This window comes from Mesorhizobium sp. M0833, assembly GCF_040319905.1.
Lineage (GTDB): Bacteria > Pseudomonadota > Alphaproteobacteria > Rhizobiales > Rhizobiaceae > Mesorhizobium.
This window is the reverse complement of sequence record NZ_JAMYOQ010000044.1, coordinates 20,559-37,077: the sequence shown is the minus strand read 5'-3', so window position 1 is coordinate 37,077 and position 16,519 is coordinate 20,559. Positions and strand designations below refer to the sequence as shown.

Annotated in this window: 17 protein-coding genes; 5 read left to right on the top strand and 12 right to left on the bottom strand. The window is 60.6% G+C overall.

The annotated features are described in order from the left end of the window. Positions 1–98: 98 nt before the first annotated feature. The 3 genes from NKH98_RS30220 to NKH98_RS30210 form a co-directional block, all read right to left on the bottom strand. Positions 99–1,013, bottom strand: a complete 915-nt coding sequence (locus tag NKH98_RS30220) for a sugar ABC transporter substrate-binding protein (protein WP_352480343.1) — start codon at positions 1,011–1,013, stop codon at positions 99–101. Positions 1,014–1,107: 94 nt separating this feature from the next. Then, positions 1,108–1,890, bottom strand: coding sequence for an ATP-binding cassette domain-containing protein (locus tag NKH98_RS30215; RefSeq protein ID WP_352903971.1), 783 nt, complete (start codon positions 1,888–1,890; stop codon positions 1,108–1,110). Beyond that, positions 1,887–2,939 carry an ABC transporter permease gene (locus NKH98_RS30210; protein WP_352480345.1) on the bottom strand — a complete coding sequence of 351 codons (1,053 nt, stop codon included), beginning with the start codon at positions 2,937–2,939 and terminating at the stop codon, positions 1,887–1,889. Before NKH98_RS30210 ends, NKH98_RS30215 begins: the two co-directional genes overlap by 4 nt. A 168-nt stretch (positions 2,940–3,107) precedes the next feature. Here NKH98_RS30210 and NKH98_RS30205 point away from each other — a divergent pair, with 168 nt between their 5' ends. After that, positions 3,108–4,019, top strand: a complete 912-nt coding sequence (locus tag NKH98_RS30205) for a GntR family transcriptional regulator (protein WP_352480346.1) — start codon at positions 3,108–3,110, stop codon at positions 4,017–4,019. A 54-nt stretch (positions 4,020–4,073) separates the two neighbouring features. On the opposite strand, the gene NKH98_RS30200 is transcribed toward NKH98_RS30205, so the two are convergent. Further along, positions 4,074–4,667: a DJ-1/PfpI family protein gene (locus NKH98_RS30200; protein WP_352805234.1), complete on the bottom strand. Its 594-nt coding sequence runs from the start codon at positions 4,665–4,667 to the stop codon at positions 4,074–4,076. Positions 4,668–4,820: 153 nt separating this feature from the next. Continuing rightward, positions 4,821–5,522 carry a GntR family transcriptional regulator gene (locus tag NKH98_RS30195; protein WP_352739437.1) on the bottom strand — a complete coding sequence of 234 codons (702 nt, stop codon included), beginning with the start codon at positions 5,520–5,522 and terminating at the stop codon, positions 4,821–4,823. A gap of 188 nt (positions 5,523–5,710) precedes the next feature. On the opposite strand from NKH98_RS30195, the gene NKH98_RS30190 reads away from it, so the two are divergent. From NKH98_RS30190 to NKH98_RS30180, 3 genes are read left to right on the top strand one after another with little or no spacing between them, the layout of a single operon-like run. Beyond that, complete coding sequence (locus tag NKH98_RS30190; RefSeq protein WP_352903968.1) at positions 5,711–6,937, top strand: iron-containing alcohol dehydrogenase; 1,227 nt, start codon at positions 5,711–5,713, stop codon at positions 6,935–6,937. A gap of 18 nt (positions 6,938–6,955) precedes the next feature. Continuing rightward, a complete protein-coding gene (locus NKH98_RS30185; RefSeq protein WP_352903966.1) occupies positions 6,956–8,443 on the top strand; it encodes an NAD-dependent succinate-semialdehyde dehydrogenase in 1,488 nt (495 codons plus the stop codon). An 8-nt stretch (positions 8,444–8,451) separates the two neighbouring features. After that, the gene (locus NKH98_RS30180) at positions 8,452–9,273 is read left to right on the top strand and encodes an alpha/beta hydrolase (protein WP_352903964.1); all 822 of its coding nucleotides are present in this window, start codon (positions 8,452–8,454) and stop codon (positions 9,271–9,273) included. Between the two features lie 124 nt (positions 9,274–9,397). Here NKH98_RS30180 and NKH98_RS30175 read toward each other — a convergent pair whose 3' ends face one another. The 6 genes from NKH98_RS30175 to NKH98_RS30150 all read right to left on the bottom strand — a co-directional run bounded on the left by NKH98_RS30175 (position 9,398) and on the right by NKH98_RS30150 (position 14,307). After that, positions 9,398–10,477, bottom strand: a complete 1,080-nt coding sequence (locus tag NKH98_RS30175) for an ABC transporter ATP-binding protein (RefSeq protein ID WP_352903962.1) — start codon at positions 10,475–10,477, stop codon at positions 9,398–9,400. Between the two features lie 10 nt (positions 10,478–10,487). Further along, complete coding sequence (locus NKH98_RS30170) at positions 10,488–11,078, bottom strand: carbohydrate ABC transporter permease (RefSeq protein ID WP_352903960.1); 591 nt, start codon at positions 11,076–11,078, stop codon at positions 10,488–10,490. Between the two features lie 29 nt (positions 11,079–11,107). After that, the gene (locus NKH98_RS30165) at positions 11,108–11,332 is read right to left on the bottom strand and encodes a hypothetical protein (protein ID WP_352903958.1); all 225 of its coding nucleotides are present in this window, start codon (positions 11,330–11,332) and stop codon (positions 11,108–11,110) included. Next, positions 11,325–12,257, bottom strand: a complete 933-nt coding sequence (locus NKH98_RS30160; RefSeq protein WP_254819850.1) for a carbohydrate ABC transporter permease — start codon at positions 12,255–12,257, stop codon at positions 11,325–11,327. The genes NKH98_RS30165 and NKH98_RS30160 overlap by 8 nt, the downstream gene beginning before the upstream one ends. Positions 12,258–12,317: 60 nt before the next feature. Then, on the bottom strand, positions 12,318–13,556 hold the full coding sequence (locus NKH98_RS30155; protein ID WP_352903955.1) for an ABC transporter substrate-binding protein: 1,239 nt from the start codon (positions 13,554–13,556) through the stop codon (positions 12,318–12,320). 115 nt (positions 13,557–13,671) lie between these two features. Then, positions 13,672–14,307: a GntR family transcriptional regulator gene (locus NKH98_RS30150; protein WP_502894346.1), complete on the bottom strand. Its 636-nt coding sequence runs from the start codon at positions 14,305–14,307 to the stop codon at positions 13,672–13,674. A gap of 135 nt (positions 14,308–14,442) precedes the next feature. Here NKH98_RS30150 and NKH98_RS30145 point away from each other — a divergent pair, with 135 nt between their 5' ends. Next, the gene (locus NKH98_RS30145) at positions 14,443–15,582 is read left to right on the top strand and encodes a mandelate racemase/muconate lactonizing enzyme family protein (RefSeq protein ID WP_352903951.1); all 1,140 of its coding nucleotides are present in this window, start codon (positions 14,443–14,445) and stop codon (positions 15,580–15,582) included. A gap of 171 nt (positions 15,583–15,753) precedes the next feature. Here the strand turns inward: NKH98_RS30145 and NKH98_RS30140 are convergent, their stop codons facing one another. Next, the gene (locus NKH98_RS30140) at positions 15,754–16,503 is read right to left on the bottom strand and encodes a ribonuclease activity regulator RraA (RefSeq protein WP_352903949.1); all 750 of its coding nucleotides are present in this window, start codon (positions 16,501–16,503) and stop codon (positions 15,754–15,756) included. Positions 16,504–16,519: the final 16 nt, after the last annotated feature.

Genomic DNA, 16,519 nt, shown 5'->3' with positions numbered 1-16,519 from the left:
TGTGGGGGGTCACAGACTGAGCGGCTCCCCCCGTGGCTCGGGTCGCGCCCCCCACCTTGTGGGGGGCGGGCGTACCCCCCCCCCCCACCGCTGGTGGATCACTCGAAGTCCTTGACGTTCTGCAGCGTCACCAGTCCGGCGCCGGTATCCACATTGGCCTCGACGGATTCGCCACGTATGGCCTTGACGACAGTGTCGATGCCAAGCTCACCCATTTTCGCGGGAAATTGAGCTACGCTGGCGTCCTCTGCTCCCGACTTGATCGCTTCGATCTCACCGCAGCACGCGTCGAAGCCGACCACTATGAGGTTGTCGTTGGCAATGCCGGCATTGCTGATCGACTTGACGGCGCCAGGGATCGGCGGGCCGCAGGCCGAGTAGATTGCCTTGAGATCCGGATTGGCGGTCAGGATGTCTTCGGTCACTGACGTACCAAGCTCCAGCGTGCAGTTGGTTGCACCTTTGCCGACGACATCGACCTTGACGTCGCCCAGTCCCTCCATCATGCCCGTGACCCGGTCATCCAGAGCCGGCACGCCGGGAACGCCTTGCAAGATGCCGATCTTGTCACCGCTCTTGAGCACCGTCTTGAGATACTCTCCGGCGATCTTGCCGCCGTTGAGGTTGTTGGTCGAGACTAATGCCGTCTGGCCTTTCCAGTTAGGGATGCTGTTGTCGACGAGAACCACCTTGATGCCGGCGGCCACCGCCTTGTCGAGCGCCGGCGCCACCGTCGGGTCGACTGGAGTGATTGCCAGCCCCTTGACGCCTTGCGTGATCATGGATTCGATCAGAGCGATCTGGCCTTCAATGTCGGTAGCCGCCTGGCCCTGGCCGGTGACCAGTTCGATCTCCGGATGAGCGGCCGCGTATTTCTTGGCGGCGTCCTCCATGGTCGAGTAGAACGGCACCGGGAATTTCGTAATCAGGCCGACCTTGATCTTGTCTGCGGCCGAAGCCGGCACGGAAAGCGCAATCGCGATCGCCAGCCCTGCGAACAGTTTTCGGTTCATTGGCATTTGTATTCCTCCCTTGGATTGAGACGCCTCCCGGCGGGAGACGCTTCAGGCATTTGCGGACCTGAAAGGTCCCCAAATTTCGAACGGGTCAGGCTCCAACGATCATGGAAACCAGTTCCTGTTTGTTGCCCTTGGTCGGCACCAGTTCGCCGACTTTGCGGCCCTGGCGAAGCACCACCGCGCGATCGGCGAGCTCGACGACGTGTTCCATGTTGTGAGTGATCAGGATGACGGCATTGCCTTGGTCGCGGAGCGCAGCGACCAAATTGAGCACCTGGCGTGATTCACGCAGGCCGAGTGCGGCGGTCGGCTCATCCAGAATGACAACCTTGCGGGCGAACACGGTCGAGCGGGCCACGGCGATCGCTTGCGTTTGACCGCCAGACATCATGGCGACGACGGCATCCAGCCGCGGCAAGGTAACCTTCAGATTTGCCAGCAGAGCGCGGGTCTCGGCGTCCATCCGGCGCTGCTGCAGAAACCGCAGGCCGCGCGGAAGCCATTGCGGGCCAGCCAGCTCGCGGCCGGCGAAGAAGTTCTGCCCCGGTGTCAGATTGTCGAACAGCGCCAGATCCTGGTAGACGGTCTCGATGCCGGCGAAGCGCGCATCCGCAGGGGAGCGTATCTGCGTTGGCGCGCCGTCCAACAGGATCGCGCCGGCATCGAGTTGGTGCACCCCGCTGATGCATTTGGTCAGCGTCGACTTACCCGCGCCATTGTCGCCGAGCAGGCCAACGATCTCGCCGCGCCGCACCTCGATGCTGACGTCGTCCAGGGCCAGCACCGAACCGAAACGCTTGGTAGCACCGCGTACCGCCAAAACGGGATGGTCGGAGGCGGCGTGATCGACTTTGGCCGCAACGGCGCTCATGACTGCCTCCCGGCTTGCAGGACACGCACACGCCCTTCGAGGTAATTGCGCAGCACGTCGGACTCGACCGCGATCACGATGACCACGCCGATGACGATGAGCTGGAAAAAGACGTTGACGTTGAGCAGGTTGAGCGCGTTGCGAATGACGCCGATCATGATGGCGCCGATCAGGGCATGGCCGAGGTGGCCGCGACCGCCAAGAAAGCTGGCGCCGCCAATGATCACGGCCGCAATCGTGTCCAGTTCGAGCAGATTGCCGAACAGCGGCGAACCGGCGTCGGTACGGCCGGCAAGTATGACGGAACCGATGCCGGCGCACAGTCCTGAGATCACATAGACCGAAACCAGCACCCAGGACACGGGAATACCCATGCGCAGCGCGGCGTCGGGCCGGCCGCCGACGGCATAAATCCAGCGCCCCCAGACCATGGTTTTGGCCATGATGAAAAGGACCGCGGCAACGCCTGCAACCACGAAAACCGATCCAGGCAGGCCCCAAACCGCCTCGCGGCCAAGCGCATCGATCGAATCCGGCATGCCAGGGATGGCGCGGCCATCGGCCAGTTGCAGGGCCAGCCCCTTGGCGATGCTCAATGTTGCCAGCGTGATGATGAAGGGATGCGGCAGTCGGCCGAAGACGTAGAACAGCCCGTTGACGGCGCCGACCGCGCCACCGCAGCCAACCATCACCGCGATCACAACGAAGGCAGGGGCGCCGGCATGAAAGCTCAGCGCGCCGACGACGGAAGCCAGTGCAAGGTTCGAACCGACGGAGAGATCGATGCCGCGTGTCAGGATGACCAGATGCTGACCCATCGCGACAACCGAGATGACGGCGGTCTGGGCCAGGATGTTGCCGAGATTGCGACCTGTCAGGAAATAGGGCGACAGAAAGCTGAGGACGGCGATCAGCAGCACGAGGATGACCACCGGACCAGCGCTCAGCAGCATCAGGCCGAGCGCAAGGCCGGGAACGGCTTCTGACTTCCTGGATGCTGGCAACGCGGCCTCGCCGACAGTCGTGCCGGTGTTTCCCGTTTCAGGCAAATTTCCCCTCCCCGCCGCGGCCCGTACGAGCCGCGTCGTCAAAAACTCAATTTGTGTTCAGGTCCTCTTCTTATCGATAAAAAACAACCGGCCCGGCCGGGTCAAGTTGTTTTTTATGGATAAAGTTCATGCTAAAAAGGACAAGGTATTGTTCCCAAGGAAAATCCGATGAGAACCGACACCGTCTACAAGAAGGCCTTCAATCGAGCTGCGAATATGTTGCGCGACGGGCAACTGGCCGGTGAACTTCCTTCCGAAAATGAGCTTAGACGGCGAATGTGCGTCAGCCGCACAACCGTCAGAAAGGTTTTGCGGGAACTGGTTCACCGCGAACTTATCACCGAACGCCACGGCCTCAGGTCGACGGGCCGCCCGGTCAGCGACAACGACTACTATCCGGACGCCGAAACCACGCCTCGCGCCAAGCATGTCGAACAGCAATTCATGGAGTGGATGCTGCGGGGTGACACCAGGCCCGGCACCAGCATCAATGAGCTCGAGCTTGCGCGCCAATTCGGCGTCGCGACCAACGGAATTCGCGAATTCCTGATCCGCTTCAGCCGGTTTGGGCTGATCGAGAAAAGGCCGAATACAGGCTGGCTTTTCAAGGGTTTCACCGAAGACTTTGCACTTGAGCTCTTCGAGATCCGGGTGATGTTCGAACTGCGTTCGGCACACCTGTTTTCACTGCAGCCGGACCGTTCCCCGCTATGGTCGAAACTCGCCGCGCTCAAGATGGCGCATGCCGACCTGCTGGAGCGAATTGAAAGCCGTTTTCACGACTTCTCCGGCCTGGACAACCGGTTTCACCGGCTCATAAACGAGGCATCTCCGAACCGCTTCATCGACGATTTCTACGACATCATCACGTTCATTTTTCACTACCACTATCAATGGAACAAGCAGGACGAAAAGCAGCGCAACCTTGCCGCGATCCACGAACACATCGCCTATATCGATGCGCTTGAGAGCCGCAACTCCACTCGGATTGAAGTGGCCTGCCGAGCGCATCTGGCTTCAGCAAGGAAAACACTGATGCGTTCGCTTACCCGATTTGATGAAACGAGCATCAATGCATAGCGAAAGACTTTCGCAACCGACGCACCCCCGTTTGAGATGCGTCGGAGCAAAGGTCTACGCGTGGCGGATTTCGGTTCCCAGCACCTTCAGGCATTCGCGGATGAACGCAGCAAGCGCCGTCCAACCTTTTGCCGAAACCATCGTCCCGTCCACATATGCCTCCGTCGGAGACAGGTCGATATAGGTGCCGCCCGCAAGCGTCACCTCCGGCTCGCATGCCGCCAGTGCGCCGACCTTCTTGCCACGCACGACGCCATCTACCGCGATCAGGATCTGCACGCCGTGGCAAATCGTGAAAATCGGCTTCCTGCTTTCGTGGAAGTGGCGCACCATCGTCTGGACGCGCTTGTCCGTGCGAATGTATTCGGGCCCACGACCGCCAGCGCAGTAAACAGCGTGGTATTGCTCCAGCTGCTTCTCGGCGTCGGAGAAGGTCTTGTTGATCAGTGCATAGTGGCCGAGCTTTTCGGTGTAGGTCTGATCGCCCTCGAAATCGTGCAGCGATGTTTTGATCAGGTCTCCGGCGCTTTTGTCTGGGCACACGACGTGAACGGTGTGGCCCACCGCTTCCATAGCCTGCTGGTAGACGAAGATTTCGTATTCCTCGGTGAATTCACCGGTCAGCATCAGGATCTTTTTGCCTGGCATGGTACTTCCTTTCCTGTGAGAACGGGGCCGGGCGAGACCTGTACTCGCCCGGTAAGCTTGAGTTTCTAGAAGGCTGAATCGGGGAAGTAGTCTTCGTTGGCACTGGGCTGCGTGATGATCGTCGATGGCGGGTACGGGGACATCGGGACAGTCTCAGTCGAACGCCAACAACAAGCGGTCGCGGGAATGCTCGATATGGCGACGCATCGCCTGCTCGGCAGCAGCAGGATCGGCCGCAGCGAAAGCGGCCAGAATGGCCTCATGCTCGTCAAGCGCCTCCTCGGTGACGCGCGAATGGAACATCAGGCGAAATATGTGGAAGTGGGTATGCTGGTGAGCCAGTGTCTCGCGCACGAGTTCGTTGTTGGCGAATTCCATGACCTTGTCATGGAAAATGGCATCCTGGCGGGCGAAGTTGGAATACCGCAGGCGCTCGTCCTTGCCCTCATGGCGCGCCATGACGCCGGCGGATTTCTGAAGTTGTGCGAGCTTTACCTCATCCATGAGCACCGCTGCCTTTGCTGCACCATGAGGCTCTAGCAGCAGGCGAAGCTCGTAGAGTTCGTCGAACCGCCGTTTCGTGATCTGCGGCGCAGCGCGGTAACCGATCAGATGCGTCTTCAGCACCAGGCCTTCGCCCTCGAGCCGGCCGAGCGCCTCGCGGATCGGCGTGTGGGAGACGTTGAATTCCTTGACCAGGCTGTCGACCGTGATGCGCGAGCCCGGCGCAATCTTCAGCGACATGAGTTGCGCAAAAATCGCTTCGTAGACGTCCTCAACCAGGCTGCTGGAGCGCTGGATACGCCCGCCGCCGAGGTTCGTATCGTCTGCATTGAGTAAGTTAATGGCCTGCATGTTTTGCCTCTTGACACATTGAGTTGCTAACACGATGCTCGGGCCAATGCAATCCTATATCCTATACGATTTTATAGAGGATATCATTTGGCGCCGTTACGAGACGAAACAATGGCGTTAGCGGTGGCCCTGCGGGAGCAGCGTGCCGCGCCCGCAGCCTTTCCAGACATCATCACAGGATGCAGGTCATGAGCCTTTTCGCTGCCATAAGGCTGCCGCGCGAAATCCTCTTCGGGAAGGGCCAACGCCACGTCATTCCGGTTGTCGCGGCCAGGCTCGGGCGTCGCGCGCTCGTCTGCACCGATGAACGTTTTGCCGCAACGGGCTCGTTCGCAGAGATTGTCGCGGCGCTGCGAGCCGCCGCGATAGATGTGCTGGTGCATGACCGAGTACTACCCGACGTTCCCCGAGACACCGTTGCCGTCTGCGTCGAGGAGGCGCGGAAGTTCGCTCCCGACATGGTGATCGGCATTGGCGGCGGCAGTTGTCTCGACATGGCCAAATGCGCCGCGTTGCTCATCAGCCACGGCGGTCAGCTCCAGGATTACTACGGCGAGTTCAAGGTGCCCGGTCCAACGCTGCCGTTGATCGCGGTGCCGACGACAGCCGGAACCGGCTCTGAAGTGACCCCGGTTGCCGTGATCTCGGATCCGGATCGCACACTGAAGGTCGGCATCTCCAGCCCTTATCTGATCGCGGCCGCAGCCATATGCGACCCTGAACTGACGATGACATGCCCGCCGGGATTGACGGCGATCGCAGGCGCCGATGCGCTGACGCATGCAATCGAGGCCTTCACCGCCGCCAGGCGCGGAACCGATCCCGGCCTTCCGCAGAAACATGTCTTTATCGGCAAAACCGCCTTGACCGACCATTTCGCCCTGCTGGCGATCAAGCTGCTTGGCCGAAGCCTTGAAACGGCATACCGCCGGCCCTCTGACGAGGACGCCCGGGCCGACGTGATGATGGGCGCACTTGCAGCCGGCTGCGCGTTCGGAACGGCCGGCACGGCGGCAGCGCACGCCGTACAATATCCGGTCGGCGCGATAACCCACACCGCTCACGGATTGGGTGTCGCCACCATGTTGCCGTATGTCATGAAGTACAACAGAACAGCCGCAGCGACCGAGATGGCCGAGATCGCCAGCGCGCTCTGCCTCGATGGAAAGGGCCGGACGCCGGACGAGTTGGCCGACGCGACCATTGGCGAGGTCAGTCGCCTGTTTGGGGCAATCGGGATCACCCCCTCGTTGGCCGAGCTAGGGCTGCCCGCCGACAAGCTCGATTGGACGGCGGAACAAGCGATCGGTATCGAGCGCCTCATCAAGAACAATCCGCGGCCATTAGATTTGAGGTCCATGCGACGCCTGGTCCAGGCCGCCTTTGATGGCGACCTCGCCAGCTGCGCGGTGTAAACAATCGGGAATATCGAGATGAACACGTTTTCACAGGTTCTGTCGGATGATCAGGGCGTCAGCGACTTCCACACAATTTCGCACGGGCTCTATATTGACGGCCAATGGCGGCAGTCCGCGGATGGCAAGGTAATTCCGGTTATCGATCCCTCGACGGAAGCCATCATCGCTGCCGTACCCGATGCGACCTTGGAGGACGCGGCCGCCGCCGTTGCCGCCGCTGCCAAGGCAGCCCATGGCTGGCGGACAACGTCGCCGCGAAAGCGCTCCGAGATCCTCCGACGCTGCTTTGAACTGATGACGGAACGATCGGAAGCGCTGGCTACTCTCATCGCATTGGAAAATGGCAAGGCCCTGCGGGATGCCCGAGGCGAGATCGCTTACGCCGCGGAGTTTTTCCGTTGGAATGCCGAGGAGGCGGTTCGCATTACCGGTGAATTCGGTACTGCGCCTTCCGGCACCAACCGCATCGTGGTCGACTACGAACCGATCGGCATCTGCGTCCTGATCACGCCCTGGAATTTTCCTGCCGCAATGGCGACGCGCAAGATCGCGCCGGCACTTGCCGCTGGATGTACGGTGATCCTGAAGCCGGCCAGTGAGACCCCGCTTACCGCCTACGCGCTGGCCGCGCTCTACCAGGACGCAGGCGTTCCACCGGGGGTGGTCAACGTCCTGACAACCTCCAGTCCCGGGTCTTTGACAGCCGCCATGCTGGCCGATCCGCGGGTGCGCAAACTCTCCTTCACCGGTTCGACGGGTGTGGGTCGCGCTCTGCTGGCAGAAGCTGCCAGGCATGTGGTTTCGTGTTCCATGGAGCTCGGAGGCAATGCCCCTTTTGTCGTGTTCGACGACGCCGATCTCGAAGCGGCGCTCGATGGCGCAATGGTGGCCAAGATGCGCAACGCCGGCGAGGCCTGCACCGCCGCGAACCGCCTCTACGTGCAATCCGGCATCTACGAAGCCTTCTCGGATGGCCTCGAAAAGCGGATGTCGTCGCTCAAGGTCGGCCCCGGCACTGATCCGGACACGGAATGCGGGCCAATGATCACGAAACAGGCGGTCGAGAAGATAGACCGCCTTGTCACCGACGCGGTCGCACGCGGCGCGCGGGTCATGTGCGGCGGCTCAGTCCTGGCCGGACGTGGCTTCTTCTATCCTCCTACAGTGCTTCGCGACGTACCAGGCGAGGCAAAGATGGCGCATGAGGAAATATTCGGGCCGGTGGCGCCAATCTCCAGCTTCGAAACCGAGGCCGAGGTCATCGCGCGCGCCAATGACACTGAATATGGGCTTGCTGCCTACATCTACACGCGCGATCTGGCGCGCGGGATGCGGGTGGCCTCCCGGATCGAGGCCGGGATGATTGCTCTCAACCGCGGGCTGATGTCCGATCCGGCAGCCCCCTTCGGCGGCGTCAAGCAGAGCGGGCTCGGCCGCGAGGGAGGGCAGCATCACGGCATTGCGGAATTCATGGAGGCGAAATACCTCGCCATCAGCATGTGAGCAGAAGAATGCAAGGCGACCCCTTTCGCATCCGCGACCACGTCGCGGAATTTGACGAAATCGTGCAGGACTTCATTGATCGCAGCGAGGCCGCCCGCGCCACTATTGCGATGACCGCTGACGTGGCCTACGGACCGGATCCGACCGAAACCATGGACCTGTTCTTTCCCGCGTGCAAAAGAACGGCCCTGCCAGTGCACATCTTTGTCCACGGCGGCTACTGGAGAATGTTCTCCAAGCGCGATTATTCATACATGGCGACGACGATCACCCAGGCTGGGGCTATTGCCGTCATCCTTGATTACGCTCTGATGCCCAAGGTCAGAATGGCGACGATCGTCGACCAGGTGCGCCGCGCCAAGCAGTGGGTCCTGGCCAACATCGCCGATCATGGTGGAAACCCGATGGCCCTGACTGTCAGTGGTCATTCGGCAGGAGCACATCTTGCAACGTTTCTGTTCGAGGGGGAGCATACCCCCTCGAATGTGAGGGCAGCCCTTCTGTTGAGCGGGCTCTACGATTTGAAGCCGCTCCAGGATTCCTTTCTCGCCAACGAGATTGGAATAACCGACGAGGAGGTCGCCATGTTCACACCTCTCGCTTGTCGGCATGATCCTCGAACCAAGACGGCGGTTCTGGTCGGAGCCAACGAGACGCCACCCTTCCATCAGCAAGCCGATCGATTCAAAGCAAGCTTGCTGCGGCAGGGATCGTTGGTAACGTCGCATGTGCTCTCGAACCGCAACCACATGGACAGTGTCAGAGATCTTGGCGTGCCGGGGACTGAGGCTGCCGATTGCCTGGCAAAACTGATCGCCACGGCCTGCTGACTACCCTGCCGAGATGCCGGTCAGCGCAGGTTGACGGCAAGCGGTCCGCACTCGCTCCAGATGAGTTTCGGGGCGAGATCGCGGAACCCTGCGCCACTGCGTCCAGCCGCCTGATATCCACGCCCTAAATGTCGATGCGCTGTCCGCTATCCGGATCGAACAGGTTGACGCTCGCTGGATCCATGGCAAGACATATTGGCTCTTTGCGCCGGCCGGCAAATCTCGGCGGCAGGCGCGCGATGATCGCGTGCTCGCCGACCTGCACCGTCACCATGGTTTCAGGCCCGGTGGGCTCTACCACATCGATCTCCCCCATGATCGAAGCTCGATTGTGCGGAACAGTCCTCAGCTCTTCAGGCCGTATGCCCAGCACCACTGGTCGCTCCGAGTCCACCTGCCGGTTCCGCGTCGGCAACACGATCGATACTCCGCTCGCTTGAAACCGGACACCCTCCGAATCCGGGACCAGTCGTCCGGCAAGGAAGTTCATTGCCGGAGATCCGATGAAACTTGCCACGAACATATTGGCGGGCCGTTCATAGATGGTGCGCGGGTCGTCCAATTGCTGGATGCAGCCGCCTTTCATGACGGCCACCTTGGTGCCCAGCGTCATCGCCTCGATCTGATCATGCGTGACATAGACGATGCTCGTGCCGAGACGCTCGTGCAGGCGCCTGATCTCCGTGCGCATTTCCACGCGAAGCTTGGCATCGAGATTGGACAACGGCTCGTCGAAAAGGAACAGCTCCGGGTCACGCACGATCGCGCGGCCCATCGCAACGCGTTGTCGCTGTCCGCCCGAAAGGTTGGCGGGGCGTCGGTCGAGCAGATGCGAGATTTGCAACATTCGCGCGGCATCTTCCACGGCGCGCTTGCGCTGGTCGGCACCCACGCCACGCATTTCCAATCCGAAGCCGATATTCCTCGCGACCGACATGGTGGGATAAAGCGCGTAGGATTGGAACACCATCGCGATATTGCGGTCCTTGGGTGCAAGGTCGAGGACCGAGCGTCCCCCGATCAGGATGTCACCGCCGGAGGTGTCGTCGAGGCCGGCAATGATGTTGAGCAAGGTCGACTTGCCGCATCCGGACGGCCCGAGCAGAACCAGAAAGCCTCCGTCCTCGAGCTCGATGTCGACTCCGTGGAGAACCTGTACGGAGCCATAAGACTTGCGCACGTCCCTGATGGAAAGTGTCGCCATGCGACTACTCCTAACCTTTGATGGCGCCTGCGGTCAGCCCCTGGACCATGGTTCGCTGGACGATCGCGAAGAGCACGATGACCGGGATGATGCTGAGAATGCCGCCTGCCGCCAGAACGCCCCAGGGAAGCTGGAACTCTCCGACCATTAGTTGCAAGCCCACGGGCCAGGTGCGGGACCCCTGCCCGGTCGTGAGCATCAGGGCGAACAGGAACTCGTTCCAGGCCGCGATGGCAATGAACACCGAACTTGCGAGCAGGCCATTCCGCGCAAGGGGCATGACGATACGGACCATGGCGCCAAGCCTTGTCGAGCCGTCGATGCGTGCTGCGCTCTCGAGTTCCTTAGGTGCGGAATCGAAGAACCCCTTGAGCATCCATACGAACAGCGGCAGCAGGAAGCTCGTATAGGCAAGCGCCAGGCCGAAACGGCTGTCCACGAGCCCCACACCGCGCATAACGACGTAAAGGGGAATGATCATCATGACTGCCGGGAACATGCGAACGACAAGATAGCCGAGCATGAGCTGATCCCGGCCTCGAAACGCGAAGCGAGAGAATGCATAGGCGGCAAGCGTGCCCGTGACGACGCAGACCGTCACCGTCAGGAAGGTAACGACGAGGCTGTTGCCTATAAGCCGCGGGAAACCTGACTGCGTCCAGATGGCGACATAATTGTCGAAGGTAACGCGGCTCGGAGGTACTGCATCGTCTGGGTGACAATGTCGGCCTCATATTTGAGGGATGTCAGGAACATCCAGATCATCGGACCGATGCAGAACACCGTCAGGCTTGCGAGCACGATGTAGGTGGCGATGTTCGCGATCATCCGCCGCTGACGCTTACTTTCAATCATCGCCCTGTCCTTTGGTAATCCTGGAGATGCGGATGTACCCGGCCGCGAAGATCATCAGGGTCACGAACATCACCACCGACAGGGCGGATGCGTAGCCGAAATTGAATTCCTTGTAGGCGGTCTGAAAGGCATATAATGACAGCACCTGCGTGGCATCTCCCGGTCCGCCGCCAGTGAGAATGAGGAGCAGATCGGGCGAATTGACCAGACCGATGACACGCAGGATCACTGCCGCCGCGATGACAGTCTTGAGCATGGGCAAAGTGATCAACCTGAGCTGCGCCGCCAGGCCCGCGCCGTCGACCGCCGCTGCCTTATAGAGATCCTCGGGAATACCCTTCAGGCCCGCGAGCAGCAGCAGCGCGAAGAATGGAAACCCATGCCAGGCCTCGACGAGAATGGTCGCCGCAAGGGCAGTGTTGGGATCAGCAAACCATGCCTTGTAGGACTGCAGGACGCCTATCCGAACAAGAAGATCGTTGATCACTCCGAGCCGCGGATCGAGCAGCAAGGCCCACATATGGCCCGCCACGACGTTGGGCAGGAAATAGGGAAGCAGGATGAGCACGGCGAAGATTTTCGTGCCTGGCAAATCCCTATTGAGAGCTGTCGCGGCGAGAAGACCAAGCGACAGTTCCAGCGCGACCGCGGCAGCAACCCACACGACTGTGTTCTTCAATGCGATCCAGAAGACCGGGTCTGACCACATCGCCACATAATGTTTGAAGCCCACCCAGCCATCCAACCCGGGACGCGTCAGACGCATCTCGCGAAAGCTGATGGCCATGCCGTAAAGCGTTGGATAGGCGATCACGAGAAGGATAAGGGCGAGGCTGGGAAGGAGCAGCAGATACATCCAGTATCGGGTCTCGGACAGTTCGCCGAGAGCCCGCAAAGGCAGATATCTGCTCGAGGCTGTTGTCATGAATCTGCGATGCGAAAGCACCGTCCCGTTGCGTTCTGAGCACGGCTGCAGGTGCGGGGATCAGCGCAGCGCCGCCTCCAGGCCCTGAATCATGCGGTCCACCGCCTGTTCCGGCGTCGACTGACCCGTCAGCACCGACTGGAAAGCGGGATTGACGACATTTTCGGACCAGCCCGCGGCGCCGACGAAATTGTTCGGCAGGCGTCCGAACTTGAGTGTTTCCGTCGCCGCACTATAGATCGGATTGCCGGTGATCCGCTGATCCTGCAGCGCAGCGGCGGAAGCCGGAAAATAGCCGGTCCCCTCGAGCAGGGCCAAGGCAGCGTCTGTTTGGCCCCAGAAACTCACCCATCGCCAGGCAGCCTCGATATTGTCTTCCTTCATGACGCCGTTGCCGGCGTACGCGACGCGAGCGACATGCGCCTTCGGACCGGCCGGCATAGGCGCGGTCGAGAATTGTTCGCCCTGCTTCATCGCACTCGAGATTTCGTTTAGCGAACCGGTATGATGCCACACCATCGCAGTCTGCCCGGTGCGGAAGGCCTCCATGATCTGACGATAGCTGTCGTGGGGCGCGCTCGGCGGCACGACCTTTTCCTTCAGGAAGAGATCGGAATAGAACGTTATCGCCTCGATCGCGGCGGCCCTGTCGATGGCCGGCTGCCCGTCCTTGACGATCGGCGAGCCGAACGCCTCCATGACATCGATGACATATTTGAACCCGCCGGCGCCGGCGCGCATGCCAAACGCATACCTGCCCTTCGAAGGATTGGTCAGTTTGCGGGACGCCTGGAGGAATTCGTCGAAATTTCGCGGTGGCCCCGCCAGCCCAGCTTCCTCGAAATAGTCTGCGCGGTAGTACATCCAGTCAACGAAGGCGAAGGCGGGAACCGCATAGATGGCGCCATTGCTGGAAAGCCCGGTCCAGCGGTTGTCGGGAAAGTTCGCCTTACCCGCCCACCCATTCACGCGCTCGGTAAGATCGATCAATCCCTCCATCGCGGTAAGATCGGCGAAACGCTCGGCGATCACCATGGCGGTATCGGGGCGCCCGCCGGCCAGCACGGCCGATGAAACCTTGGCCATATATTCCGAGTTCGGGATGTTCTCCTGGGTTACCGCCACATCTGCATTCGCCGCCTGAAACAACCCGATGATCTTGAGCAAGCTGGCCATTTCCGACTGACTGGTGAAGTGGTGCCAGTAACTGATGGCACTCGCGGCACGGGCACCACCAATGCGCCCTGCCATCGCGAGAGCCGCCGAACCCACGAGAAACTGCCTCTTGTTCAACTGCATGCGACCTCCTCCAAGATATCAGATCAGCAGACTGATCGATCAGTTGGAGTGTTGGGTAATATCATTTCCCAAGCCGTGCAACCGCGCGGGAGAGGCAAATGGTAACGACGACGCGTCAGACCAGACCAAGGTTTCGCTGCATGGCCGCCTGGAAATGGGACTGCAGCTTTGCTTCTGCAGCGTCGGCATTCCTGGTGCTGCAAGCCTCAAGGATGTCGAGGTGCTCCTTGAGCGTCCGGATCATGATCGGCGAGGTGAGTTTGCTGTCCAGCCGCAACAGGCGCAGATAATTGTGCATGCGCCGATAGGTGCTGTCGATCAAGGGATTGCGCAGCGCGCCGATGATTGCGCCATGCAGCTCTCCCTCAAGCGCATCCATCTCCTCCAGTTGCTCCTTTCCCACACCCTCCCGTTCGACGCGCCGGACCAGCCGGGAGTGCCGCATTTCCAAGGCATTCATGATGGCTTCATCGCCCTGCTCGGCAAAGACGCGAATTGCCGAGCGCTCGATGATGGCGCGGAATTGGTAGGTGGCGCGCGTGAGCTCCATGCCAGGTTTTATGAACTGGATTCCGGAGCGTGGATGGATGGTGAGAATTCCTTCCGCCTCGAGCTTGCGCAGAGCGTCACGAAGCGGAGCGACGGGCACGTCAACGATCGCGGACAGTTCGCTCTGCGAAACGAATGCCCCGACCGGAACGCGCCTGTCGAACAAGCGCTCCAGAATTCGTTCGTAGGCAACATCGCTCATACGGGTGGCCGCCCCCGGGGTATGAGAGATGGCTTTTGCTTTGCCCGCCACTTGCGGCTCCTCCGTTGATTCGGTACTGAGACATCTTAGCTGATAGATCAGCAACTTATACTAAGCGATCAGAAAGCCAATGTGATGAGCCTTTCGCATTTTCGTATAACCCGATTTCAGTTCGCCCGCGACCGGGTAATCGGTGACAGTCAGGTTCGAGCCGACGATGTAAACGTCGCCGCGCTGGAACTCGTTTCGAAAAGTGGCGAGGTGGGATTGGGCTTCATCCAGACGCTCTTCAATCCCTTGCCCGACCAGATCGAGATTGAGACCGTTTTCGAAAACGAGGTTTGGCCGGCCCTGAAAGGACACAAGGCGATCGCCCTGGTTCATCGGGTGAACCGCCCGCGCGGCGGCAATCAGCGGCCGTACTCCCTGCCTTTTCATGAAGCGGTTCAGGTGGCGCTTTGGGACCTTGCGGCAAAGGAAGCTGGCCTGCCCCTTCACGTGCTGCTCGGCAGTCGTCGCAACCGTGTGAAAGCCTACGCCAGTGGCCTTGATTTTCACCTCGACGACGATGCTTTCGTTTCCTTGTTTTCCCACGCGGCGTCGCTTGGCTATTCCGCTTTCAAGATCAAGGTCGGCCACCCGGATTTCGGTCGCGATCTGCGGCGCCTGGAGCTGTTGAAATCCTGTGTGCCGGCAGGCTCGGAAATCATGATCGACCCTAACGAGGCATGGTCTTCGAAGGAAGCGCTAATGAAATTGGTGGCGATCCGCGATGCCGGTCACGATCTTCTCTGGGTCGAGGATCCAATCCTGCGTCACGACCACGAAGGATTGAGAATGCTCAGGCAGGCAATAACATGGACTCAGATCAACAGCGGCGAGTATCTGGATCTTCAAGGCAAACGGCTTCTTCTGGCAGCCCACGCAGCCGACATCCTGAATGTCCACGGTCACGTCACCGATGTTATGCGCATCGGTTGGCTGGCCGCCGAGCTCGGCATCCCGGTCAGCATCGGCAACACCTTTCTGGAGATCGGCGTGCACATGGCGGTCGCGCTTCCGGAAGTCGAATGGCTGGAATATTCGTTTCAGAACTTCGATCATCTGGTGGAGCAGCCCATCGAAATCCGGGACGGCTACGCCTATGCGCCCGATCGACCTGGCCATGGATTGGTCCTGTCCGAAAAAGCGCGTAGCGAATGGATGAGACCAAGGCGCCTGATACGCTCGGAGTTGGGTACCGCGCCAGAAAATGCACGCTTCCTTGGCAAGTGAGTGACCGGGCCAGCTTGGGAGTTGGCGATGCATGGCGCAATTCACGGCCTGCACTGTTTTTTTGGGAAGGCGTCTTCCAAGCGGCACTTCGCCGCCCACGTACCTCCTCTGCGGGAGCACCGTGGCGAAGCCGCCATAAGCTCTGCCGCTCGCCACGAGGTAGTCGATGCGCTAACTCGGGTTCTCGGGGCGGTTTGCTTTGCGCCACTCCTCGTACTCCCCGCGGGCATCGTCATGCAGCGGATAGTAGCGTTGCAACGGGCCGCCCTCCATGAGCTTCGCTCGCGAAAACTCCTCCCAATCGTGATGCTTCTGTGATTCTTCGATCACCTTCGGGGCCATCACGACGGGAAGCACCACCACGCCGTCGTCGTCGGCGACGATGATGTCGCCGGGGATCACCGTGACACCGCCGCAGGCAATCGGGACGTTGACGGCATTGGGATAGATGCTGGTCTGCACATGATAGTTTGGCGTCCAGCCGCGCAGCCATAGGGGCAAATCGAGCTTTTCGACATTGGGCCGGTCGCGCATGCACCCGTCGATGACGATACCCGCCCCGCCCCTGCCCTTGAAATACGTCGACATCATATCGCCGAAGACGCCCGAGCTCATGTCGCCGCGCGCGTCGACCACGACGACATCGCCCTCCTGCGCGTGATAGAGCACGTGCCGGTGCAGTTGCGTCTCCGGATCGGCATATTCTCCCTCGGTGAAGAGGTCCGGTCGCTGCGGCAGAAACTGCAGCGTCAGCGCCGGCCCGACGATCGATTTCCCGTGGTTTTGCGCCACCGGACCGACCATGTGCGGATTGCGGAAGCCCATGTGGCCAAGCGTGCCGGCCACCGTCGCGGCGCCGATCTCCCTGAGTGCGTCGATCAGGTCTTTAGGCGGCCGCATGATGTCGGAAGTATGCGTCATTGTGGACTCCGATTGA